The sequence below is a fragment of the Microbacterium sp. ISL-59 genome (assembly GCF_018613945.1).
In the GTDB taxonomy this organism is placed as follows: Bacteria; Actinomycetota; Actinomycetes; order Actinomycetales; family Microbacteriaceae; genus Microbacterium; species Microbacterium oxydans_B.
In genome coordinates this window covers 498,089-520,396 of sequence record NZ_JAGGPG010000001.1, presented here as the reverse complement: position 1 = coordinate 520,396, position 22,308 = coordinate 498,089, and the positions used below count along the sequence as shown (strand labels likewise).

The 22,308-nt window shown below is 67.6% G+C and carries 23 protein-coding genes; 20 read left to right on the top strand and 3 right to left on the bottom strand.

Going from position 1 to position 22,308, the window contains the following annotated elements; genetic code table 11:
- Window positions 1-47 precede the first annotated feature (47 nt).
- Window positions 48-1,094: a YihY/virulence factor BrkB family protein gene (locus J7E45_RS02525; protein ID WP_167633209.1), complete on the bottom strand. Its 1,047-nt coding sequence runs from the start codon at window positions 1,092-1,094 to the stop codon at window positions 48-50.
- A gap of 147 nt (window positions 1,095-1,241) precedes the next feature.
- Here J7E45_RS02525 and lysA point away from each other — a divergent pair, with 147 nt between their 5' ends.
- From lysA to J7E45_RS02495, 6 genes are all read left to right on the top strand, one after another.
- Window positions 1,242-2,660, top strand: a complete 1,419-nt coding sequence (lysA, locus tag J7E45_RS02520; RefSeq protein WP_215066862.1) for a diaminopimelate decarboxylase — start codon at window positions 1,242-1,244, stop codon at window positions 2,658-2,660.
- Between the two features lie 21 nt (window positions 2,661-2,681).
- Window positions 2,682-3,986: a homoserine dehydrogenase gene (locus tag J7E45_RS02515; RefSeq protein WP_215066860.1), complete on the top strand. Its 1,305-nt coding sequence runs from the start codon at window positions 2,682-2,684 to the stop codon at window positions 3,984-3,986.
- Window positions 3,987-3,988: 2 nt separating this feature from the next.
- On the top strand, window positions 3,989-4,951 hold the full coding sequence (thrB, locus tag J7E45_RS02510; RefSeq protein ID WP_215066857.1) for a homoserine kinase: 963 nt from the start codon (window positions 3,989-3,991) through the stop codon (window positions 4,949-4,951).
- Window positions 4,952-5,094: 143 nt separating this feature from the next.
- Window positions 5,095-7,113, top strand: a complete 2,019-nt coding sequence (gene rho, locus J7E45_RS02505) for a transcription termination factor Rho (protein ID WP_251053351.1) — start codon at window positions 5,095-5,097, stop codon at window positions 7,111-7,113.
- A gap of 11 nt (window positions 7,114-7,124) precedes the next feature.
- Window positions 7,125-8,204: a peptide chain release factor 1 gene (prfA, locus tag J7E45_RS02500; protein ID WP_091033724.1), complete on the top strand. Its 1,080-nt coding sequence runs from the start codon at window positions 7,125-7,127 to the stop codon at window positions 8,202-8,204.
- A gap of 28 nt (window positions 8,205-8,232) precedes the next feature.
- Window positions 8,233-8,640 carry a phage holin family protein gene (locus J7E45_RS02495; RefSeq protein ID WP_091033721.1) on the top strand — a complete coding sequence of 136 codons (408 nt, stop codon included), beginning with the start codon at window positions 8,233-8,235 and terminating at the stop codon, window positions 8,638-8,640.
- Window positions 8,641-8,661: 21 nt separating this feature from the next.
- Here the strand turns inward: J7E45_RS02495 and epsC are convergent, their stop codons facing one another.
- Entirely contained in the window at window positions 8,662-9,231 is a 570-nt protein-coding gene (gene epsC / locus J7E45_RS02490) for a serine O-acetyltransferase EpsC (RefSeq protein WP_215066855.1), read from the bottom strand.
- Window positions 9,232-9,238: 7 nt separating this feature from the next.
- Window positions 9,239-10,177 (bottom strand): cysteine synthase A, encoded by a 939-nt coding sequence (cysK, locus tag J7E45_RS02485; RefSeq protein ID WP_167633205.1) that lies wholly within the window; start codon window positions 10,175-10,177, stop codon window positions 9,239-9,241.
- Window positions 10,178-10,277: 100 nt separating this feature from the next.
- Here cysK and prmC point away from each other — a divergent pair, with 100 nt between their 5' ends.
- The 14 genes from prmC to J7E45_RS02415 all read left to right on the top strand — a co-directional run bounded on the left by prmC (window position 10,278) and on the right by J7E45_RS02415 (window position 22,230).
- A complete protein-coding gene (gene prmC / locus J7E45_RS02480; protein WP_091033715.1) occupies window positions 10,278-11,138 on the top strand; it encodes a peptide chain release factor N(5)-glutamine methyltransferase in 861 nt (286 codons plus the stop codon).
- Window positions 11,139-11,190: 52 nt separating this feature from the next.
- Window positions 11,191-11,922, top strand: a complete 732-nt coding sequence (locus tag J7E45_RS02475; RefSeq protein WP_091033712.1) for an L-threonylcarbamoyladenylate synthase — start codon at window positions 11,191-11,193, stop codon at window positions 11,920-11,922.
- A complete protein-coding gene (locus J7E45_RS02470) occupies window positions 11,919-13,088 on the top strand; it encodes an MraY family glycosyltransferase (protein ID WP_029261866.1) in 1,170 nt (389 codons plus the stop codon). The genes J7E45_RS02475 and J7E45_RS02470 overlap by 4 nt, the downstream gene beginning before the upstream one ends.
- Entirely contained in the window at window positions 13,088-13,606 is a 519-nt protein-coding gene (locus J7E45_RS02465; protein ID WP_091033711.1) for a hypothetical protein, read from the top strand. The genes J7E45_RS02470 and J7E45_RS02465 overlap by 1 nt, the downstream gene beginning before the upstream one ends.
- 210 nt (window positions 13,607-13,816) lie before the next feature.
- The gene (gene atpB, locus J7E45_RS02460; RefSeq protein WP_258134098.1) at window positions 13,817-14,536 is read left to right on the top strand and encodes a F0F1 ATP synthase subunit A; all 720 of its coding nucleotides are present in this window, start codon (window positions 13,817-13,819) and stop codon (window positions 14,534-14,536) included.
- A 43-nt stretch (window positions 14,537-14,579) separates the two neighbouring features.
- Window positions 14,580-14,816: an ATP synthase F0 subunit C gene (gene atpE / locus J7E45_RS02455; RefSeq protein WP_017830994.1), complete on the top strand. Its 237-nt coding sequence runs from the start codon at window positions 14,580-14,582 to the stop codon at window positions 14,814-14,816.
- 27 nt (window positions 14,817-14,843) lie between these two features.
- Window positions 14,844-15,398: a F0F1 ATP synthase subunit B gene (locus J7E45_RS02450; RefSeq protein WP_029261863.1), complete on the top strand. Its 555-nt coding sequence runs from the start codon at window positions 14,844-14,846 to the stop codon at window positions 15,396-15,398.
- A complete protein-coding gene (locus J7E45_RS02445; RefSeq protein WP_215066853.1) occupies window positions 15,398-16,189 on the top strand; it encodes a F0F1 ATP synthase subunit delta in 792 nt (263 codons plus the stop codon). The genes J7E45_RS02450 and J7E45_RS02445 overlap by 1 nt, the downstream gene beginning before the upstream one ends.
- 47 nt (window positions 16,190-16,236) lie before the next feature.
- Window positions 16,237-17,877, top strand: a complete 1,641-nt coding sequence (gene atpA / locus J7E45_RS02440; protein ID WP_091033706.1) for a F0F1 ATP synthase subunit alpha — start codon at window positions 16,237-16,239, stop codon at window positions 17,875-17,877.
- A gap of 19 nt (window positions 17,878-17,896) precedes the next feature.
- Complete coding sequence (locus J7E45_RS02435; protein WP_029261860.1) at window positions 17,897-18,793, top strand: F0F1 ATP synthase subunit gamma; 897 nt, start codon at window positions 17,897-17,899, stop codon at window positions 18,791-18,793.
- 21 nt (window positions 18,794-18,814) lie between these two features.
- A complete protein-coding gene (atpD, locus tag J7E45_RS02430) occupies window positions 18,815-20,269 on the top strand; it encodes a F0F1 ATP synthase subunit beta (protein WP_017830989.1) in 1,455 nt (484 codons plus the stop codon).
- A gap of 2 nt (window positions 20,270-20,271) precedes the next feature.
- The gene (locus tag J7E45_RS02425) at window positions 20,272-20,532 is read left to right on the top strand and encodes a F0F1 ATP synthase subunit epsilon (RefSeq protein ID WP_017830988.1); all 261 of its coding nucleotides are present in this window, start codon (window positions 20,272-20,274) and stop codon (window positions 20,530-20,532) included.
- Between the two features lie 76 nt (window positions 20,533-20,608).
- Window positions 20,609-21,355, top strand: coding sequence for a peroxide stress protein YaaA (locus J7E45_RS02420; RefSeq protein ID WP_215066851.1), 747 nt, complete (start codon window positions 20,609-20,611; stop codon window positions 21,353-21,355).
- A gap of 113 nt (window positions 21,356-21,468) precedes the next feature.
- Window positions 21,469-22,230 carry a large exoprotein gene (locus J7E45_RS02415; RefSeq protein WP_215066849.1) on the top strand — a complete coding sequence of 254 codons (762 nt, stop codon included), beginning with the start codon at window positions 21,469-21,471 and terminating at the stop codon, window positions 22,228-22,230.
- The last annotated feature ends 78 nt before the right edge of the window (window positions 22,231-22,308 follow it).

Genomic DNA, 22,308 nt, shown 5'->3' with positions numbered 1-22,308 from the left:
CGTTGTGACCAGATTAGCTCCTCTGGTCACAACGAGGGTCGATACGGCTAGGCGGACTTCTCGGCGGACGCGGCCTCCTGCGCGGCACGCAGCTCCGCGGTGGCGACCTGGACGTCGACCTCGGCGCGCTGCAGACGCCGCTGGACGAAGGTCGTCGCCGCGAAGCGGGCGTGCACGCGGTCGGCCTTCTCCTCCTCGGCGGTCACGATGTACGCGCACGCGAACAGCATCACCTGCGCCGAGAAGTTCAACCAGATCAGCAGCGCGAGCAGCGAGGCGAAAGAGGCGAGAAGGGGGTTGCTCGTCGCTCCTCCCACGAACAATCCGGACAGCTCCTGCAGGACCAGCAGGCCCACGGCGCCGAGCAGTGCTCCCGACCAAAGTGACCGCCTTGACGGTCGTACCCCGGAGAGGAGGAGGAACACGCCGATGATGATCGCCGTGTCGAGAGCGAAGACGACGACGAGGGAGAGCAGGCGCACGGTCCAGGCCACGACCGGCGCATCGGCCGGCAACCCGAGCAGGTCTGCGATCCAGGAGACCCCCAACTGTCCGGCGAAGGTGACGGCCGCCGAGAGGACGAAGGCCAGGCCGATGCCGATCGCCAGCGCGAGGTTGCGGAGGATCACCCAGATCCAGAGGATGTCATCCTGCAGCGTGCCCGCGAGAACCCGCACGGCCGTGCGGAGCGACCCGATGGCACCGAGGGCCGCGCCGACGAGAGCGATCAGCGAGATGATCCCGGCGAGCGACAGGGACGCCGGAGCCTGGAGGTCCTTCGTCTTGATCACACCGTCCTCACCGATGAGCCCGGGCACGGCCGACTGTACGGCGTCGATGATCGCCTGCCATGCCACCGGGTTCCCGGCGAGCCACAGAGCCGCGATCGAGAAGCCCAGCAGCACCCCCGCGAACACGCTGAACAACGCACGGTAGGTGACGCTGTCGGCGAGCATCGGCCCGCGGCGCTCTGTGTACAACAGCGCCGCGCGCACCGGCCGGCGCGCGAGAGCCCACGCGATGACCGGTCCGGTGATGCGGGGGATCAGACCAGGACGCGCGGAGGAGTCTTTCGTCGTTTCAGTGTTCGCCACGCCCCCACCCTAGGAGGCGGAGACGGGCTGCCGCAGGGGCTTGACGCGGCGCGTCACCATGACCAGGGAGACGCGACCGGTGCCCTAGAATCGGGTCAACCTCGATGTGCGCGACCTGCCCGAGATCCTTCCCACGATTGGTGATCAGTGCTTCTCTCTGCCGATTCGCTCGCTCCGGAATGGCTCGCCGTGCCCGATGACGCGAACGACCTCGCCGACGGCGTCTGGCCGGCATCCGCAGTGCGCGATGCCGATGGGGTACTCGACATCGCCGGTGTCAGCGCCACCGCCCTCGCCCGCACCTATGGCACGCCGCTGCTCGTGCTCGACGAAGCTGAGGTGCGCGGTCGTGCGCGGCGGTTCCGGCTGGCCTTCGACCGTGCCGCCGCGGAGCACGCCACCACGGCCCAGGTGTACTACGCGGGTAAGGCGTTCCTCTGCACGACGGTCGCGCGCTGGGTGGTCGACGAAGGCCTGCGCGTCGACGTCTGCACCGGGGGAGAGCTGGCTGTGGCCCTCGCCGCCGGCGTCGCACCCGCATCGCTCGGGTTCCACGGCAACAACAAGTCCGTCTCCGAGGTCGAGCGTGCCGTCGAGGTCGGCGTCGGGACGATCATCGTCGACAGCGCCATCGAGATCGAACGGCTCGCGGCGATCATCGCCCGCACCGGCGCGACCCAGCGGGTGCTGGTCCGTGTCATCAGCGGCGTGCACGCCGAGACCCACGACTTCCTCGCCACGGCCCACGAGGACCAGAAGTTCGGCTTCCCGCTCCCGGAGGCCGAGACGGCGGTCGCCCGCATCCGCGAGATCCCGGGTCTGGTGTTCGCCGGGCTGCACTGCCACATCGGTTCGCAGATCTTCGGCGTCGCCGGCTTCCGCGAGTCCGCATCCCGCGTGCTCGATCTGCACGCCACGCTGCTCGACGGCGGTCCGGTCCCGCAGCTCAACCTCGGCGGCGGCTTCGGTATCGCCTACACGCGCGTCGACGACCCGACCCCGATCGAAGAGCTCGCGGATGCGATCGTCACCTCGGTCGCGGAGGGCTGCGCCGCACGCGGCATCCCCGTTCCCGCCCTGTCGTTCGAGCCGGGCCGTGCCATCGTCGGCACCGCGGGCGTCACGCTCTACGAAGTCGGCACGACCAAGGACGTGACCGTCGCGACGGGTGCCGTGCGCCGGTACGTGAGCGTCGACGGCGGCATGAGCGACAACGCGCGTCCTGCGCTGTACGGCGCCCAGTACTCGGCGCGCCTCGCCTCGCGCGCGGGATCCGGTGAGCCTCGCCTCAGCCGGGTCGTCGGCAAGCACTGCGAATCCGGCGACATCGTGGTCGACCACGAGTACCTGCCGGAGGATCTGGTGCCGGGCGACCTGCTCGCCGTGCCGACCACCGGTGCGTACTGCGTGCCGCTCGCGAGCAACTACAACCATGTACCGCGTCCGCCGGTGATCGCCGTGCGCGACGGACACTCGACGGTCATCGTCCGAGGCGAGACCGTCGACGACGTGCTGGCCCGTGACGCGGGCATCGACGGGGCGAAAGCCCCCGAGGGAGACCAATGACCCACCTCCGAAGGAGCAACCATGACTGAATACCGACGACTTCGTGTGGCACTGCTGGGTGCCGGAGCGGTCGGCTCGCAGGTCGCGGCGCTCCTGCTGCGCCACGGCGACGAGCTGGCCGACCGTGCCGGTGCCGAACTCGAGCTCGCCGGCATCGCCGTGCGCGACGTCGATGCGCCGCGTGACGTCGACCTGCCCAAGGAGCTCTTCACCACCGACGCCGAGACGCTGATCCTGGGCGCCGACATCGTGATCGAGCTCATCGGCGGCATCGAGCCGGCCCGCACAAGCATCCTGCAGGCGATCGGCTCCGGCGCCGACGTCGTCACGGCCAACAAGGCCCTCCTCGCCACGCACGGCCCCGAGCTGTTCGAGGCCGCCGACCGCGTGGGCGCGTCCGTCTACTACGAGGCCGCAGCCGCCGGCGCGATCCCCATCATCCGTCCGCTGCGCGACTCGCTCGCCGGCGACCGGGTGGTGCGCATCATGGGCATCGTGAACGGCACCACGAACTACATCCTGGACCGGATGGACTCCGAGGGCGCCGACTTCGCCGACGTGCTCGCCGACGCCCAGCGCCTGGGCTACGCCGAGGCCGACCCGACCGCCGACGTGGAGGGCTACGACGCCGCGCAGAAGGCCGCGATCCTCGCGAGCCTCGCGTTCCACACCGCCGTGCCGCTCGAAGCCGTCTACCGCGAGGGCATCATCTCGATCACCCCGTCGATGATCGAGGAGGCCCGTGCTGCGGGGTTCGTCATCAAGCTGCTCGCGGTGTGCGAGCGCATCGAGGCCAACGGCGCCGAATCGATCTCGGTGCGCGTGTACCCGGCGCTGGTGCCCAACTCGCACCCCCTCGCCTCCGTGCACGGAGCCAACAACGCGGTCTTCGTCGAGGCCGAGGCCGCCGGCTCCCTGATGTTCTACGGCGCGGGTGCGGGTGGCGTCCAGACCGCCTCCGCCGTGCTGGGCGACGTCGTCTCCGCAGCCCGCCGTCACATCGCCGGGGGCGTCGGAGTCGGCGAGTCGACCAGGGCCAACCTCCCGGTCGTCCCGATCGGACACGTCACCACCCGCTACCAGATCACCCTCGAGGTCGCGGATGCGCCGGGCGTGCTCGCCACGGTCGCCGGAATCCTCAGCGATGGCGGAGTCTCCGTCGCGACGGTCGTGCAGACCGTCGAGGGCGAGGACGAGCCGACCGCACGACTGATCATCGGCACGCACCGCGCGACGGAGCAGGCGCTCAGCGCCACGGTCGACGCTCTCGCCGACAGTGCGGTCGTCGCCCGAGTCGTCTCGGTGCTCCGGGTGGAAGGCGAGTGACGATGGCGTCAGCCCTCGCCCCCGTCGAGGGCAGCCCGGTCGAAGGCCGCACCGTCGAGGTGCGGGTGCCGGCCACGAGCGCGAACCTCGGCCCGGGATTCGACACGCTCGGCCTGGCGCTCAGCATCTACGACACCCTGCAGGTCACGGCACTGCCGGCTGGTGAACTCGAGATCGAGGTGACCGGTTCCGGTGCCGCCGAGATCCCGCGCGACGAGTCGAACCTCATCGTCCGCACGATCGCGTACGTGTTCGCGGATGCGGGGCGTCTGGTCCCCGGCCTGCGCATCATCGCTGAGAACGGCGTGCCGCACGGTCGCGGACTCGGCTCCTCGGGTGCCGCTGTCGCTGCCGGAGTGCTCGCGGCGAAGGGACTGCTCGACGGCGACGTCGAGATCGACGATGCCGACCTGCTCCGTCTCGCCACCGAGCTCGAAGGTCATCCCGACAACGTGGCCCCGGCACTGTTCGGCGGGCTGACGATCGCGTGGGTGGGGGAGCGCGGGCCGCAGCACAAGAAGCTGCTCGTGCACCGCGGCGTTTCGCCCCTCGTGCTCGTCCCCGCGTACACGATGTCGACCTCGCAGGCGCGTTCGCTGCAGCCTCCGCAGGTGTCCACGGCGGACGCGGTGTTCAATGTCTCCCGCTCGGCGCTGCTGATCGCGGCCCTGATGCAGAGCCCGGAGCTGCTCCTCGACGCGACCGCCGACCGGCTTCACCAGGACTACCGCGCCGAGGCGATGCCCGAGACGCAGCGGCTCGTGCAGGCGCTGCGCAAGGCGGGCTTCGCGGCCGTCGTCTCCGGCGCCGGCCCCAGTGTGCTCGTGCTGGCCGACGGGCCGGGCAGCCGTCAAGACGCGGTGGAACTGGCCGATCGAGTCACCGACACCCCGTGGGAGGCGCTCCTGCTCGCAGTCGACGTGCGTGGTGGTACAGTGGGGACTCGAGCGGAGGGCTCCACGTAACTACGTGAATCTGGCCCCATTGCAACTCTTGCAAGACCCGCACGCAAATCCCTGTGGCACAAGTGCCGAGGCTGGCTGGCGCCGAGCGTCAGCCCGTGCGATCGCGCGCAGCACCCGTTGTGTGCGTTCAACGCTCATTCCCCATGACATATAAGGGAGTACTCGTGGAGAACCTCTCCGAGACCCAGAACGACCAGTCCGCTTCGGTGTCCGAAGCACCCGCAACCGAGGCCGCACCGGCGCGCAAGCGTGCACCGCGTCGCGCCAGCACCGCCACCGCGGCCGCGAAGGCCGAGAAGGCCGAAGCAGCGAAGGCCGAGAAGCCCGCGTCGAAGACCGAGACCGCGTCTAAGACCGAAGCCGCGCCCGCCGAGGCGTCGGCCGAGACCACCGAGGCCGCGCCGAAGGCGAAGGCACCGCGTCGCAGCCGTGCCAAGAAGGCCGACGCCGAGGCCCCGGCAGCAGAAGCCGCTCCGGCAGAGACACCGGCCGCGGATGCCGCTCCGGCAGAAGCTGCGGCGGAGTCGGCACCCAAGTCGACCGGCCGCGGACGACGTGGCGCCCAGAAGACGGCAGCCCCCGAGGCCGAGGCCACGGATGCAGCGCCTGCTGCGGATGCCTCGTCTGACGCCGCCGGCGAGCCCGCCCAGAGCGGCAACGCACGGGGCCGCAACGCTCAGAACAACAACGCGCAGAACAACAACAACGCGCAGAAGAACGATGCGCAGAAGAACGACGCGCAGCACAACGACGCGCAGAACAGCAACAACGGCGACGACGACTCTGACGGTGGCGAGGAGCAGGGTGGCCGCGGTCGCAACCGCAGCCGCAGCCGCAACCGTGGACGTGGCCAGAACGGTGCCGCGCAGGAGCAGCAGGCACAGCCCGCGGCCGATGACGACCAGGCCGGCGGCAACAACCGCAACCGTCAGCGCAACAAGCGCCGCAGCGGTGTCCCGACCGATGAGTTCGACACCGAGATCGGCGAGGACGATGTCCTGATCCCGATCGCCGGCATCCTCGACGTGCTCGACAACTACGCCTTCGTGCGCACCACCGGCTACCTCGCCGGCCCCAGCGACGTGTACGTCTCGCTCGGCCAGGTGAAGAAGTACAACCTCCGCAAGGGCGACGCCGTCGTCGGCTCGATCAAGCAGCCCCGCGAGGGCGAGCAGCAGGGGCGCCAGAAGTACAACGCGCTGGTCAAGGTCGACTCGATCAACGGTCTGTCGGTCGACGACGCGGCCACGCGTGTGGAGTTCGGCAAGCTCACCCCGCTGTACCCGCAGGAGCGTCTGCGCATGGAGACGGCCCCCGAGAAGCTGACCCAGCGCATCATCGACCTGGTCGCCCCGGTCGGCAAGGGCCAGCGCGGTCTCATCGTCGCGCCGCCCAAGGCCGGCAAGACGATCGTCCTGCAGCAGATCGCGAACGCGATCGCGCAGAACAACCCCGAGGTCCACCTCATGGTCGTGCTCGTCGACGAGCGCCCCGAAGAGGTCACCGACATGGAGCGCTCGGTCAAGGGCGAGGTCATCGCCTCGACGTTCGATCGTCCGGCCGAAGACCACACCACGGTCGCCGAGCTCGCCATCGAGCGTGCGAAGCGCCTGGTCGAGCTCGGACGCGACGTCGTCGTGCTGCTCGACTCGATCACCCGCCTCGGCCGTGCGTACAACCTGGCTGCTCCGGCATCGGGCCGCGTGCTCTCCGGTGGCGTCGACGCGTCGGCGCTGTACCCGCCCAAGCGGTTCTTCGGCGCGGCGCGCAACATCGAGAACGGCGGATCCCTCACGATCCTCGCCACGGCGCTGGTCGAGACCGGCTCCAAGATGGACGAGGTCATCTTCGAGGAGTTCAAGGGCACCGGCAACAGCGAACTGCGTCTCTCCCGCGCCCTCGCCGACAAGCGCATCTTCCCGGCGGTCGACGTGAACGCGTCGAGCACCCGTCGCGAAGAGATGCTGCTCTCGGCCGACGAGGTCAAGATCACGTGGAAGCTGCGTCGTGCCCTCGCCGGCCTCGACCAGCAGCAGGCTCTCGAGGTCGTCCTCGGCAAGCTCAAGGAGACGAACTCGAACGTCGAGTTCCTCGTGCAGATGCAGAAGTCGATCCCGACGCTTCCCTCGGGCGCTCACGGGCACGACAACAACATCCGCTGAGCGGCTGAGCCGTGTTCGAGTCCGTCCAGACTCTGATCGACGAGCATCGCCGGGTGCAGGAGGAACTCTCCGACCCGGCGGTGCACGCCGACGCTGCCCGCGCCAAGCGCGTGAACCGTCGCTACGCCGAGCTGTCTCGCATCGTCGCCGCGTATGAAGCGTGGATCGCCGCGACCGATGATCTGGAGACCGCGCGCGAGTTCGCGCGGGAGGACGAGTCGATCGCGGCCGAGATCCCGGCGATGGAAGAAGAGCTGCAGTCCGCGCAGGAACGGCTGCGGCGTCTGCTGATCCCGCGCGACCCGGACGATGCCCGTGACGTGATCATGGAGATCAAGGCGGGGGAGGGCGGTGCGGAATCCGCGCTGTTCGCCGCCGACCTGCTGCGCATGTACATCCAGTACGCGGCGTCCAAGGGCTGGAAGACCGAGCTGCTCGAGCGGAACGAGTCCGACCTCGGCGGGTACAAGGACGTCCAGGTCGCCATCAAGGGATCCTCGTCCGACCCCGCGCAGGGCGTGTGGGCCCACCTCAAGTACGAGGGCGGCGTGCACCGCGTGCAGCGGGTGCCGGCGACGGAGTCCCAGGGGCGCATCCACACGTCGACCACCGGGGTGCTCGTGTTCCCCGAGGTCGACGAGCCCGAAGAGATTCACATCGACCAGAACGACCTCAAGATCGATGTGTTCCGCTCATCCGGTCCGGGTGGGCAGTCGGTGAACACGACCGATTCCGCCGTGCGCATCACTCACGTGCCGACCGGCATCGTCGTGTCGATGCAGAACGAGAAGTCCCAGCTGCAGAACCGTGAGGCGGGCATGCGTGTGCTGCGCGCCCGGCTGCTCGCGCGTCAGCAGGAGGAGCTCGACGCCGCGGCATCCGATGCCCGCCGATCGCAGATCCGAGGCATGGACCGTTCGGAGCGCATCCGCACCTACAACTTCCCCGAGAACCGGATCGCTGATCACCGCACCGGCTTCAAGGCGTACAACCTCGATCAGGTCATGGACGGAGCACTCGATCCGCTGATCGAGAGCGCGATCACGACCGACGAGGAAGCACGGCTCGCCGCGGTCGGGTCCGACTCCTGACAAGCCGCGCGAGCGCTATGCTCGGGCCGTGATCACACTTCTGTTCCGCGGCCTCATGTACGTCGTGTCGGCCGGTCTCGGCCTGATCGCCGCCGACCTCGCCCTCGACGGGTTCCAGATCGAGTGGGACAAGTGGTGGGGCTTCGTCATCTGCATCCTGATCTTCGCGATCCTGCAGAGCGTCCTCGCGCCGTGGGTGGGCAAGATGGCCACGCGCTACGCCCCCGTGCTCATGGGCGGCATCGGCATCTTCTCGACGCTGATCTCCCTCATCATCGTGGTGCTGCTGCCCATCGGCGGACTGCGCATCACTGATCTCACCGGCTGGCTTCTCGGCTCGGTCATCGTGTGGCTCATCACCGCGCTCGGCAGCGTCCTGCTTCCTCTCATCTTCCTTCGCAAGAAGGTGGAGGCCGTCAAGACCAAGCGCCGTTAGGCCGTTTCGGGTCGGCGTCGCTCAGATCGCGTAATCCGGCGCGGCGAGCAGCGCTCGGGTGTCTTCACCGGTGTGACGCTGGCGCGGCTTCGCCGGAACCCCGACGAGGATGCTATCCGCCGGAGCGTCACGGGTGACCACAGCGTTCGCGCCGATGACCGAACCGGGGCCGATGGTGATGGGGCCGAGGACCTTCGCACCGGCACCGACGGCCACTCCGTCGCCGAGGGTGGGGTGGCGTTTGCCGGAGGTGCGCGTCCGTCCGCCGAGAGTCACGCCGTGGTAGAGCATCACGTCGTCGCCGATCACGCTGGTCTCGCCGATCACGACACCCATACCGTGATCGATGAAGAACCGACGACCGATGTGTGCGCCGGGATGGATCTCGATCCCGGTCAGCCAGCGCGACAGCTGTGAGCCCGCGCGCGCGAGCAACCGCAGTCGACGTCGCCAGAGCGCGTGCGAGACGCGGTGCGCCCAGATGGCGTGGAGCCCCGGGTACAGCAGCGCGACCTCGACGGCGCTGCGTGCGGCGGGGTCACGAAGACGAGCCGCCGCGACGTCTTCGCGCATTCGTCCGATCATGCCCATCGACGTCTCAGTCTTCGCGCAGATCCTCGAACAGGGCGGTGGAGAGGTAGCGCTCACCGGTGTCCGGGATCACGACGACGATCGTCTTACCGTCGTTCTCAGGGCGCGCGGCGACCTTCAGCGCCGCAGCGACGGCCGCGCCGGAAGACATGCCGACGAGCAGCCCCTCCTTGGCGGCGAGCTCGCGGGCGACCCGCAGCGACTCGTCGAACTCCGCGGTCATGATCTCGTCGAGCACATCCCGGTCGAGCACGTCGGGGACGAAGTTCGGCCCGATTCCCTGGATCTTGTGCGGACCGGGGTGGCCCTCGCTGAGCACGGGGGAGTCCTTGGGTTCGACGGCGATGACCTGGACGCCGGGCTTCGCCGCCTTGAGCGCCTGTCCGGTCCCGGTCACCGTGCCGCCGGTGCCGACCCCGGCGATGAAGATGTCGACCGCGCCATCGGTGTCGCGGAGGATCTCCTGCGCCGTGGTCTCGCGGTGGATCTGGGGGTTGGCCGCGTTCTCGAACTGGCGGATCCAGATCGCGCCGGGCGTCTCCGAGACGATGCGCTTGGTCTCCTCGATGGCACCGCTCATACCCTTGGTGGGATCGGTGAGCACGATCTCCGCACCGAATGCCTTGAGCAGCACGCGGCGCTCCTTCGACATGGAGGCGGGCATCGTCAAGATGACCCGGTAACCGCGGGCGGCGCCGACCATCGCGAGGGCGATGCCGGTGTTGCCGCTCGTCGACTCCACGATCGTGCCACCGGGCTTCAGCTCGCCCGATGCCTCTGCCGCGTTGATCATGGCGATGCCGATGCGGTCCTTCACGCTCGATGCCGGGTTGTAGTACTCGAGCTTGGCGAGCACGGTGGCCCCGAGGCCCTCGGTCACGCGGTTCAGACGCACGAGCGGCGTGTTGCCGAAAGCGGTCGTGATGTCGGAGTGGATGCCGGGCATGAGGAGCCTTCCTGTGCGGGGTTCGCTGCCGGTCCAGCCTAGGGGAGGGCCCTATGGGCGGGGGCATTGTGACGGCCCAGCGCGCTCTACGCTGGAACCCATGTCCGACACCTCTCTCGCGGCCCTCGTGCGCGCCGCCGCTCAGCGCCTGGCCGACGTCGGCGTGCCTGATCCTCTGGTCGACGCGGAGCTGCTCGCGGGCCACGTCCTCGGTCGGCGACGCGGCGAAGTGCAGGCCGCGATCATCCGCGGCGACGACGTCGACGACGAGGCAGCGGGTGCGCTGGATGCTCTGGTGACGCGCCGTGCTGCGCGCGAGCCGCTGCAGCACATCACCGGGACCGCTCCTTTCCGTCACCTCGAGCTGGCGGTCGGGCCCGGGGTGTTCGTGCCGCGGCCGGAAACCGAGACGGTGGTGCAGTACGCGATCGACGCGCTGCTGAACTCCGCCGAGCCCGAGCCGATCGGCGTGGACCTCGGCACCGGCAGCGGAGCGATCGCCCTCGCGATGGCGACGGAGGTGCCGCACGCCCGCGTCTTCGCCGCCGAGCTGTCCGAGGATGCGCACGCGTGGGCGAGTCGGAACGTCGCCGGCGTCGACAACCTGACGCTCGTGCTGTCCGATCTGGGAGAGGCGTTCCCCGAGCTCGACGGCACAGCATCGGTCGTCATCTCGAACCCGCCCTATGTGCCGGATGCCGCGATTCCGCGCGATCCTGAGGTGCGACTCTTCGACCCCGCGATGGCGCTGTACGGGGGCGAGGACGGTCTCGACATCGTGCGAGTGCTCAGTTCTCGGGCGCTCGCGCTCCTGCACCCCGGTGGTCTTCTCGTCATCGAGCACGGCGAGCTGCAGGGGGAATCGATCAGGGACATCCTCGCCGCGGACGGCTGGCGCGCACCGGCGACGCATCGTGACCTCACCCTGCGGGACCGCACCACCACAGCCCTCAGGCCCTGATCAGCACCCTCTGAGCATCTGCCGCCCCCGCGCCGCATAGAATCGAACCGTCATGTCAACCATCTTCGACTGCCGCGATGACTCGCAGCTGCTCGCCGGCATGCGCCATGCGCGCCAGGCGATCGGCCGTGGCGAACTCATCGTCATGCCCACAGACACCGTGTACGGCGTCGCTGCCGACGCGTTCTCTCCCGCCGCCGTCCAGCGGCTGCTCGATGCGAAGGGGCGCGGCCGCGATCAGCCGCCGCCCGTTCTGATCGGTACGAAGGAGACGCTCGCCGCCCTGGCCGAGTCCGTCCCGGAACCGGTCGAACGTCTCATCGAGGCTTTCTGGCCCGGCGGTCTCACGATCGTGCTCCCCGCCCAGCCCTCTCTGGTGTGGGACCTCGGCGAGACGCTCGGGACCGTCGCGGTGCGGATGCCGGAGGGGCGTGTGGCACTGGAGCTGCTGGCCGAGACCGGACCGCTCGCCGTGTCCAGCGCCAATCTCACCGGCCAGCCCGCCGCGATCTCGGCATCGGACGCGGAGCAGATGCTGGGTGACAGCGTCGCCGTGTACCTCGCCGACGGTCTGAGCAAGGACGGCATCGCCTCCACCATCGTCGACGCCACGTCTCTGGTCCGCCGCGGTGCGGACGCCGAACCCGGCACTGTTCGCATCCTCCGAGACGGTGCGGTGACGCGCGAACAGCTGCAGGAGGTGCTCGGCGATCTGCTCGAAGCCGAGGAGCCGCAGGACGCGGAGCATGTGCATGCGGAGGAGCCGCAGGACGCGGATTCGTGAAGCAGTATCTCGCCACGGTCATCCTCACGGCAGCGATCACTTTCGCGCTGACCTGGGCGGTCTGGCGACTCAGCCTCCGGTTCAAGCTGTACCCCGGCATCCGCGAGCGAGACGTGCACACGACGCCGACCCCTCGCCTCGGCGGTGTGGCGATCTTCCTCGGCATCGCCGCCGCCTTCGGGTTCTCGGCGATCAATCCGTTCTTCCAGAGCATCTGGATCCCTCCGCAGACGATGTGGTCGATCCTGGGCGCCTCGCTCCTGATCGCGATCATCGGCGTGGTCGACGACCTCTGGGACATCGACTGGATGATCAAGCTCGGCGCGCAGTTCCTTGCCGCCGGACTCATCACCGTGGGCGGCGGACTGCAGATCCTGTCGTTGCCGTTCGGCGACCTCATCGTGGTATCCAGCTGGCTGAGCATCACGATCACCATGTTCGCGATCGTCATCGTGATGAACGCGGTGAACTTCATCGACGGACTCGACGGACTGGTCGCCGGGGTGTGTCTCATCTCGAACGGCGTGTTCTTCGCGTACTCCTACATCTTCACGCGTGACTCCGGAGCCTCGAGCTACTTCAACCTCTCCACTTTCCTCGCCGCGGTCCTGATCGGCGCCTGTCTCGGTTTCCTACCGCTGAACTGGAGTCCGGCGAAGCTGTTCATGGGCGACTCGGGTGCTCTGGTGATCGGCCTGCTGATGGCGACGTCGGCGATCTCCATCACCGGCCAGATGGATCCGTCGGCTCTGGACCCCGAGCGCCTCGGCCGCTCGCAGCTGATCGGTGCGTTCCTCCCGATCCTCCTGCCGCTGCTGGTCGTGCTGCTGCCGCTGCTCGATTTCGGTCTGGCCGTGCTCCGGCGCATGAGCGCCGGCCGATCTCCGTTCTCACCCGATCGCAAGCACCTCCATCACCGGATGCTGGACCTCGGCCACCGCGACCGCGACGCGGTCCTCATCTTCTACGCGTGGACCGCCGTCATCTCGCTCGCCGTCCTGCTGATGTACGTCGGTGCACGGGAGGACTGGCCCGGCCAGTACCTTCCCGGCGTCGGCTTCGGCGTGGTGGGCATCGCCGCCTGCCTCGTCGTCACCCTGAGCCCCACCCGCCGCAGGAAGAGCGCAGCGGCCGCCGACACCGACCCGACACCCGTGGAGTCCTGATGAGCCCGAGCCCCGTTTCCAGCACGCCGATCCTGCGTCGCACCCTCATCTGGTCGGCGGTCGCCACCGCGGCACTCGCGATCGTCGCCGGCGGTGTCGGCTACGCCGTCGCCGGGGGAGAGGGCCTCATCAGCGGGCTGCTGGGAGTGCTGCTGGCCGCCGTGTTCCTGGCGATCACCGGCATCAGCATCCTCATCGCCAACCGCTGGTACGGCGACCCGATCTACGTGCAGCTGTTCTTCGCCATCGTCCTGGGCGGCTGGCTCCTCAAGCTCGGACTGTTCGTCGTCGCGATGATCCTGCTCGCCGGCCAGCCCTGGCTGGAGCCGATGGTGTTCTTCCTCTCGATCGTGGCCGGCGTGCTCATGTCGCTCGCGATCGATGTGATCGTGCTCACCCGCATGCGACTGCCGAATGTGAGCGACACCACGCTGCCGACCGAGGTGCCAGAGGACCGCGCACCCGGCAACGCGAATCACATCGATGAAGGTCCCGTCGACGGCGGCCCGCGGTCTTAGGTGACCCTCAGATTCTGATACTGTTGAAACGTGCCCGCCGCTCGCCCGCGAGCGCTTGCGCTGTGTAGCACACCGACCATCGTCGCCCCGGTTTAGACCGGTGCCCCGAAGCTGGAGCCCGCGCTGTTTAATCTTGCTGCGACCCTGACCCCTCGACTTGCCTCCGACGGCGAGTTCCACGGCCCTTCGATCGACGATTTCTTCCCGGAGATCCTCTTCCACGTAGGCCCGATCCCCGTCAACCGGATCCACCTGGTCCAGTTGCTCGCGGTGATCGCCGTGGTTCTCATCCTCTGGCTCGGCACCCGCCGCATGAAGGTCGTCCCCGGACGCTTCCAGAGCCTGGTGGAGATGGGGCTCGGCTTCGTCCGCACCAACGTCGCCCACGACATGCTCGGGCGCAAGGACGGCGATCGCTTCCTGCCGATCCTCACCACCATCTTCTTCATGGTGCTGTTCATGAACATCACGGGCATCATCCCGTTCCTGAACATGCCGGGAACGGCGATCGTCGCGGTGCCGCTGACGCTCGCCGTGGTCAGTTACGTGACCTTCATCTACGCGGGCATCAAGCGCCACGGCCTCAAGTTCTTCAAGAACTCTCTGTTCCCGCAGGGCGTGCCGGTCGCCGCGATGCCGATCGTCGCGATCATCGAGCTCATCTCGACATTCATCCTGCGTCCGGTCACGCTGACGCTTCGTCTTCTCATGAACCTCGTCGTGGGGCACATGATCCTGGTCCTCGCGTTCTCCGCGACCCAGTTCTTCTTCTTCACCGCAGGCGGCGGCTGGGCCGCGCTCGGTGTCGGAACCCTCGCCTTCGGCGGCGCCTTCACTCTCTTCGAGATCCTGGTCGCCGTCCTCCAGGCATACGTCTTCACCGTCCTCACCGCGGTCTACATCCAGCTCGCGGTCGCAGAAGAGCACTGAGCGGGCAGGCATCAGCCTTCCCACCCAACGAAAGGAAAACCCCGTGGACGCTACTACGGTTCTCGCTGAAATCAACGGTCACCTCGGAGCTGTCGGCTACGGCCTCGCAGCCATCGGCCCGGCCATCGGCGTCGGCATCGTCGTCGGCAAGACCATCGAGGGCGTCGCCCGTCAGCCCGAGCTGGCCGGTCGTCTCCAGGTCCTCATGTGGATCGGTATCGCCTTCACCGAGGCGCTTGCGTTCGTCGGCATCGCCGTCGCATTCATCCCCTTCCCGTAATCCTCACCGACTTCTGAAGGAGACAGGATGCTGAACGCTCTTGTCACGAACCTCGCAGCAGAGGGTGAGCCGAACAACCCCCTCATCCCTGCGTGGTACGACATCATCTGGTCGGGCCTCTGGTTCATCGTCATCCTCATCGTGGTCTGGAAGGTCGCCCTTCCTCGGCTCACGAAGATGCTCGACGAGCGGTCCGCCGCCATCGAGGGCAACATCGCCAAGGCCGACGAGGCGCAGAAGCAGGCGGAGGCGGCACTCGAGGAGTACACGCGTCAGCTCGCTGAGGCGCGTACCGAGGCCGGAGAGATCCGCGAGGCCGCCCGCGAGGACGGCAAGAAGATCGTCGCCGAGGCGAAGGATGCCGCGTCCACCGAGGCCGCACGCATCACCGCCACCGCGCACACGCAGATCGAGGCTGAGCGGCAGACCGCTCTCGTCTCGCTGCGCAGCGAGGTCGGAACGCTCGCCATCGACCTCGCCGGCGGCGTGGTCGGCGAGACGCTCTCCGACGACGCACGTGCGACGGCTGTCGTCGACCGCTTCCTCGCCGACCTCGAGGCATCCGAGAAGGCGGCTCAGTAATGGGCAGCGCGACCACTCAGGCACTCGCGGCATCCATCAAGACGCTTGCCGCAGCGAAGGACGTCTCCCTCGACACCGCACGGGAGCTTCTCGCTGCCGCGCGTGCCGTGAGCGAGTCGTCCCAGCTGAGCGGCGCGCTTGCTGATGCTGCCGCTCCCGCCGAGGCGCGACAGTCCGTCGTCGCCGCGGTTTTCGGTGGGTTCTCTGCAGACGCTCTCAGCGTTCTGAAGACCGCTGTGGCGGAGCACTGGTCGAATGCCGGCGAGATGGTGGACGGTATCGAGGAACTCGCGATCCGCGCCGCCGCGATCGCGGAACCCGGCACGGACATCGAGGGAGAGCTGTTCAGCTTCTCCCGCGTGATCGCGGCCAACCCCGAGCTCGAGCTCGCCCTGGGCAGCAGCCTCGGGGGAGAAGACGCCAAGGGTGCTCTCGTCGAGCGCCTCCTGGCCGAAGGCTCCACGAGCGCTTCGTCGACGCTGATCATCACGTCGCTCGTGCGTCAGCCGCGTGAGCGCCGCGTACGGCGACTGCTGAACCGAGCGATGAGCATCGTCTCGAGCCAGCGTGGTCGTGTGGTCGCCACGGTGCACACCGCGGCCCCGCTCACCGACGCACAGCGCGCCCGTCTCAGCGACTCGCTTTCGCGTCGCTACGCCGGTCAGGTATCCCTCAACGTCGTCATCGACCCTGCCGTCGTCGGAGGTCTGCGCGTGCAGATCGCCGATGACGTCATCGACGGCAGCATCTCCGCACGACTCGCAGATCTTCGCCAGAAGCTCGCGGGCTAACACGACTTCGCGCGGGGAACCGCGCACCCAGATACAAAGGGAAGACAATGGCAGAACTATCGATCAGCCCCGACGTCATCCGTGACGCGCTGAAGGACTTCGCCGCAGCATACGAGCCCTCCGGGGCCGGGGCGACCGAGGTCGGCACCGTCATCGACGCCGCGGACGGAATCGCGCACGTCGAGGGACTGCCGGGCGTCATGGCCAACGAGCTCGTGATTTTCGCCGACGGCACCAAGGGCCTCGCGCAGAGCCTGAACGAGCACGAGATCGGTGTCGTCGTCCTCGGCGAGTTCACCGGTGTCCAGGCAGGTCAGGAAGTCACCCGCACCGGCGAGGTCCTCTCGGTCCCCGTCGGCGATGGCTACCTCGGCCGCGTGGTCGACCCGCTCGGCAACCCGATCGACGGCCTCGGCTCGATCGCCACCGAGAGCGTCCGCGCTCTCGAGCTGCAGGCGCCCGGCGTCATGCAGCGTAAGTCGGTGCACGAGCCGATGCAGACCGGCATCAAGGCCATCGACGCGATGATCCCGGTCGGCCGTGGTCAGCGTCAGCTGATCATCGGTGACCGCCAGACGGGTAAGACCGCCATCGCGATCGACACGATCATCAACCAGAAGGCCAACTGGGAGTCGGGCGACGTCAACAAGCAGGTCCGCTGCATCTACGTCGCCATCGGTCAGAAGGGCTCCACCATCGCTTCGGTGAAGGGTGCGCTCGAAGAGGCCGGTGCTCTGGAGTACACCACGATCGTGGCAGCTCCGGCATCCGACCCCGCCGGCTTCAAGTACCTGGCGCCGTACACCGGTTCCGCCATCGGTCAGCACTGGATGTACGGCGGCAAGCACGTCCTCATCATCTTCGACGACCTGTCGAAGCAGGCCGAGGCCTACCGTGCCGTGTCCCTGCTCCTTCGTCGTCCGCCGGGCCGCGAGGCATACCCGGGTGACGTCTTCTACCTGCACTCGCGTCTGCTCGAGCGTTGCGCGAAGCTGTCCGACGAGCTCGGCGCCGGTTCCATGACGGGTCTCCCGATCATCGAGACCAAGGCGAACGACGTCTCGGCGTACATCCCGACCAACGTGATCTCGATCACCGACGGCCAGATCTTCCTGCAGTCCGACCTCTTCAACGCCAACCAGCGTCCGGCGGTCGACGTGGGTATCTCGGTCTCGCGAGTCGGTGGCGACGCTCAGGTCAAGTCGATCAAGAAGGTCTCGGGAACGTTGAAGCTGGAGCTCGCGCAGTACCGCTCGCTCGAGGCCTTCGCGATGTTCGCATCCGACCTCGACGCGACGTCGCGTCGTCAGCTCTCCCGTGGTGCGCGTCTGACCGAGCTGCTCAAGCAGCCGCAGTACTCCCCGTACCCCGTCGAGGAGCAGGTCGTCTCGATCTGGGCAGGAACGAAGGGCAAGCTCGACACTCTCGAGGTCTCCGACGTTCTGCGTTTCGAGCGCGAACTCCTGGACTACCTGCGCCGCAACACTCAGGTTCTCGAGACCCTGCGCGACACCAACGTCCTCGACGACGACACGGTTGCAGAGCTCGAGAAGCACACGGACGCATTCATCCTGGAGTTCCAGGGTGGCAAGGGCGCCGGCATCGGCGCTCCCGGCCACGAGGAGCACGCTGCAGCCGAGGCTGAGGACGTCAACCAGGAGAAGATCGTCAAGGGTCGTCGCGCGTAACCGCGTGAGGTACTGACATATGGGCGCTCAACTCAGGGTCTACAAGCAGAAGATCTCTTCTGCTCAGACGACCAAGAAGATCACGAAGGCGATGGAACTCATCGCGGCTTCGCGCATCCAGAAGGCGATGGCACGCGTCAAAGCGTCCACACCCTTCGCGCGAGCCGTGACGAGGGCTGTTTCGGCCGTCGCGACGCACTCGAACGTGGATCACCCGCTGACCCGCGAGTCCGAGAACATCACCCGCTCCGCGGTCGTGATCTTCTCCTCGGACCGCGGTCTCGCCGGAGCCTTCAACTCGCAGATCCTCCGTGAGGGTCTCGAGGTGGCGGAGCTCCTGCGCGAGCAGGGCAAGGAGCCGGTCTTCTACCTCATCGGTCGCAAGGCCGTCGGATACTTCCAGTTCCGACGCCTCGCTGCCGCTGCGGAGTGGACCGGCGACACGGACACCCCGTCGTTCCACACCGCTGAGGAGATCTCCGCGACCCTGCTCGATTCCTTCTCCCGCGGGGGACAGGACGGCGGCGTCGACGAGATCCACCTCGTGTACAACCGTTTCGTCAGCATGATGACGCAGTCGCCCGAGTCCGTGCGTCTGCTCCCGCTGGAGATCACGGAAGCCGATGAGTCGGAGGCAGGTAACACCGTTTACCCGCTGTACGAGTTCGAGCCGGATGCCGAGACCGTTCTCGATGCGATCCTGCCGGTGTACATCCAGAGCCGCGTCTTCAACGCTCTCCTGCAGTCGTCTGCTGCCAAGCAGGCCGCGACGCAGAAGGCGATGAAGTCGGCCAGCGACAACGCCGACAAGCTCATCACCGACTACACCCGTCTGCGCAACAACGCGCGCCAGGCGGAGATCACGCAGCAGATCGCCGAGATCGTCGGCGGCGCCGACGCCCTCTCGAGCAAATAGACCATCAGGAAAGAGACGAAAATGACCCTCACCGCTCCGGCTGACCAGCCGGCGACCGCGGTCGTCGGGCGCGTCGCACGCGTCAACGGTCCGGTTGTCGACATCGAGTTCCCTCATGACTCGATCCCCGACATCTACAACGCGCTGAAGACCACGATCGCGATGGGCGAAGAGTCCACCGAGATCACGCTCGAGGTCGCACAGCACCTCGGCGACGACCTCGTCCGCGCCATCGCTCTGAACCCGACCGACGGCATCGTCCGCGGTCAGGAGGTCCGCGACACCGGTGAGGCCATCTCGGTCCCCGTCGGCGACGTGACCAAGGGCAAGGTGTTCAACGTCATCGGCGAGGTGCTCAACCTCGAGCCCGGTGAGACGATCGAGGTCACCGAGCGCTGGCCCATCCACCGCAAGGCGCCGAACTTCGACCAGCTCGAGTCCAAGACTCAGATGTTCGAGACCGGCATCAAGTCGATCGACCTTCTCACCCCGTACGTGCTGGGTGGAAAGATCGGTCTGTTCGGTGGCGCCGGTGTCGGCAAGACCGTTCTCATCCAGGAGATGATCCAGCGCGTCGCGCAGGACCACGGTGGTGTGTCGGTGTTCGCCGGTGTCGGTGAGCGCACCCGTGAGGGCAACGACCTCATCCACGAGATGGAAGAGGCGGGCGTCTTCGACAAGACCGCCCTCGTGTTCGGCCAGATGGACGAGCCGCCGGGAACGCGTCTGCGCGTCGCCCTGTCGGCCCTGACGATGGCGGAGTACTTCCGTGACGTGCAGAAGCAGGACGTGCTGCTCTTCATCGACAACATCTTCCGCTTCACGCAGGCCGGCTCCGAGGTCTCCACGCTGCTGGGCCGTATGCCCTCCGCTGTGGGTTACCAGCCGAACCTCGCCGACGAGATGGGTGTGCTCCAGGAGCGCATCACCTCGACGCGTGGTCACTCGATCACCTCGTTGCAGGCGATCTACGTGCCGGCCGATGACTACACCGACCCGGCTCCGGCGACCACGTTCGCCCACCTCGACGCGACGACCGAGCTCTCTCGTGAGATCGCCTCGAAGGGTCTGTACCCGGCCATCGACCCGCTGACCTCGACGTCGCGCATCATGGACCCCCGCTACTTGGGCGAGGACCACTACCGCGTCGCCACGACGGTCAAGCAGATCCTCCAGAAGAACAAGGAACTGCAGGAGATCATCGCCATCCTCGGTGTCGACGAGCTCTCCGAGGAAGACAAGATCGTCGTGTCGCGTGCACGTCGCATCCAACAGTTCCTCTCGCAGAACACCTACATGGCGAAGAAGTTCACCGGTGTCGAGGGTTCGACGGTCCCGCTCAAGGAGACCATCGAGTCCTTCGATGCGATCACGCGCGGTGACTTCGACCACGTCGCCGAGCAGGCCTTCTTCAACGTCGGTGGCATCTCCGACGTCGAAGAGCAGTGGGCGAAGATCCAGAAGGAGAACGGCTGACCATGGCGCTCCACGTCAGCCTCGTCTCCGCGGATGCGGAGGTCTGGACGGGAGAGGCGAGCCTTGTGGTCGCCAAGACCGTCGAGGGCGAGATCGGCTTCATGACCGGCCACGAGCCGGTGCTGGCCATCCTCGCTGAGGGCCAGGTCCGCATCACGCAGTCCGATGGCACGAAGGTGCTGGCCAACGCGCAGGACGGGTTCCTCTCCATGGAGGGCGACACCCTGACGATCGTCGCCGGCAACGCGGCTCTCATCGCCTAGCAGTTCCGTTTCGACGCGTCCGCCTCGGTACCCACTCGGGTCCCGAGGCGGACGCGTCTGCATTCACCGAGGTTCCATGAAGATCCTGCTTCCGCCGTCGGAGACGAAGCGCGAGGGCGGTCACGACGTCCCGCTCGACATCGCGTCCCTTTCGCTGCCGTCGCTGAGGGTGCATCGATCCGCCGTGCTGGACGCCCTCGTCGACCTCGCCGCCGACGAAGAGGTCTCGCGACGCGTGCTCAAGTTGAGCGACCGCCAGATGGGGGAGATCGCGCACAATCGTCGGCTGTGGACGGCGCCCACCATGCCGGCGGTCGATCGCTACACGGGTGTCCTCTTCGACGCTCTGGATGCGCGGGGTCTCTCCGCGGCATCGCGTCGCTGGCTGGGGGAGCACGTCTGGATCCACAGTGCACCTCTCGGACCGGTCGGCGCGCTGGACCCGGTACCCACCTATCGATTGGCCGCCGGGACGTCGCTGCCGCGGTTCCCTGCATTGAGGAAGCACTGGGCGGAACCCACGTCAGCGGCGATCGCGGAGGCGTCACCGTCGTTCGTGCTCGATCTGCGCAGTGAGGCGTATGTGGCGCTGGGTCCTGTGCCCGACACCGTGCCTTCCGCCTATGTCCGGGTCGTCACCGAGCACGGCCGGGCGCTGAACCACTTCAACAAGAAGTCAAAAGGGCTGCTCGTGCGCGCCCTGGCCGAAGATCGGCCACGCGTCGCCTCACTCCGCTCTCTTCGGCGCTGGGCCGAGAGCCGAGGCGTCGTACTGCGTGACACGGAGCAACCGAGTGTTCTGGAGCTCGTCGTCGCCGAGTGAGCACGCAAGTCCGTGCATGACCGCTTCCGCGTGGGTCTTTGCTCGCCTGTGGTGTCCCCGCTATGGTTATCACGCGGCGCGACCAGTGCCGCATATTGGATCCGGAGGGGACCATGTACGACTATTACGACACAGGCTCGTTGGCCGTTTTCGGCATCCTGATCGTCTTCGGCTTCATCTTCGCGATAGCGGGGTACGTTCTCTCATCGCTGTTCCTGATGAAGATCTTCGAGAAAGCCGGAGTCGAGGGCAAGTGGCGGGCGTGGGTTCCCGTCTACAACGCCATGATTCTCGCGAAGCTCGGTGACGTGTCCCCATGGGTCATGCTCGGCGCCATCGTGATCAACGTCATCCCGGTCCTGAACTACATCGCCTGGATCGCCTACGTCGCCGTCATCGTGATCGTCGCGTGGCGCGTGGGTCTCAAGCTGCAGAAGGACGCCGTCTGGATCCTCTTCGGCCTGATCCCCGGTATCGGTGCGCTGATCTGGCTCGGCATCAACGCTTTCGACAAGTCGCGGTGGAACCCGAACATCGTCCCCGCGCCGTGGGCGAACAACGGATTCCTCGGCGACAACACGGTCTGGCAGGGCATTCCGGTCCAGCCCAAGCCTGCCGCGTCGGCTCCGGGATACGGCGCACCGCAGGGGTACGCGCCTCCGGTACCTCAGGGCTACGCACCGCCGGCTCAGCCCGGCTACGCTCCGCCCGCGGGACCCGCGGCTCCCGCCACGGGTGCACCGGTGCCGCCGGTTCCGCCCACCACCCCGCCGGCACCTCCGGCAGCACCGCCGACCACTCCGCCTGCGCCGCCCACGGCACCGCCGGCTGCTCCGCCGGCACCGCCGAGCGATCCCACTCAGCCTCCGGCATGATGACCTGACACAGAGCCCTCGACTTCGGTCGGGGGCTCTGTGCTGTCCTGGCTGGCCACTGTTCCGACGCGCCCGCTA

Bases quoted from the DNA above. Each gene is read 5' to 3' on its own strand.
- J7E45_RS02425 (WP_017830988.1), top strand. From the start codon at position 20,272: ATGGCGCTCCACGTCAGCCTCGTCTCCGCGGATGCGGAGGTCTGGACG.
- rho (WP_251053351.1), top strand. From the start codon at position 5,095: ATGACATATAAGGGAGTACTCGTGGAGAACCTCTCCGAGACCCAGAAC.
- J7E45_RS02435 (WP_029261860.1), top strand. From the start codon at position 17,897: ATGGGCGCTCAACTCAGGGTCTACAAGCAGAAGATCTCTTCTGCTCAG.
- J7E45_RS02475 (WP_091033712.1), top strand. From the start codon at position 11,191: ATGTCAACCATCTTCGACTGCCGCGATGACTCGCAGCTGCTCGCCGGC.
- atpA (WP_091033706.1), top strand. From the start codon at position 16,237: ATGGCAGAACTATCGATCAGCCCCGACGTCATCCGTGACGCGCTGAAG.
- cysK (WP_167633205.1), bottom strand. From the start codon at position 10,177: ATGCCCGGCATCCACTCCGACATCACGACCGCTTTCGGCAACACGCCG.
- J7E45_RS02420 (WP_215066851.1), top strand. From the start codon at position 20,609: ATGAAGATCCTGCTTCCGCCGTCGGAGACGAAGCGCGAGGGCGGTCAC.
- J7E45_RS02465 (WP_091033711.1), top strand. From the start codon at position 13,088: ATGAGCCCGAGCCCCGTTTCCAGCACGCCGATCCTGCGTCGCACCCTC.
- epsC (WP_215066855.1), bottom strand. From the start codon at position 9,231: ATGGGCATGATCGGACGAATGCGCGAAGACGTCGCGGCGGCTCGTCTT.
- thrB (WP_215066857.1), top strand. From the start codon at position 3,989: ATGGCGTCAGCCCTCGCCCCCGTCGAGGGCAGCCCGGTCGAAGGCCGC.
- J7E45_RS02450 (WP_029261863.1), top strand. From the start codon at position 14,844: ATGCTGAACGCTCTTGTCACGAACCTCGCAGCAGAGGGTGAGCCGAAC.
- J7E45_RS02515 (WP_215066860.1), top strand. From the start codon at position 2,682: ATGACTGAATACCGACGACTTCGTGTGGCACTGCTGGGTGCCGGAGCG.
- atpD (WP_017830989.1), top strand. From the start codon at position 18,815: ATGACCCTCACCGCTCCGGCTGACCAGCCGGCGACCGCGGTCGTCGGG.
- prmC (WP_091033715.1), top strand. From the start codon at position 10,278: ATGTCCGACACCTCTCTCGCGGCCCTCGTGCGCGCCGCCGCTCAGCGC.
- J7E45_RS02415 (WP_215066849.1), top strand. From the start codon at position 21,469: ATGTACGACTATTACGACACAGGCTCGTTGGCCGTTTTCGGCATCCTG.
- J7E45_RS02445 (WP_215066853.1), top strand. From the start codon at position 15,398: ATGGGCAGCGCGACCACTCAGGCACTCGCGGCATCCATCAAGACGCTT.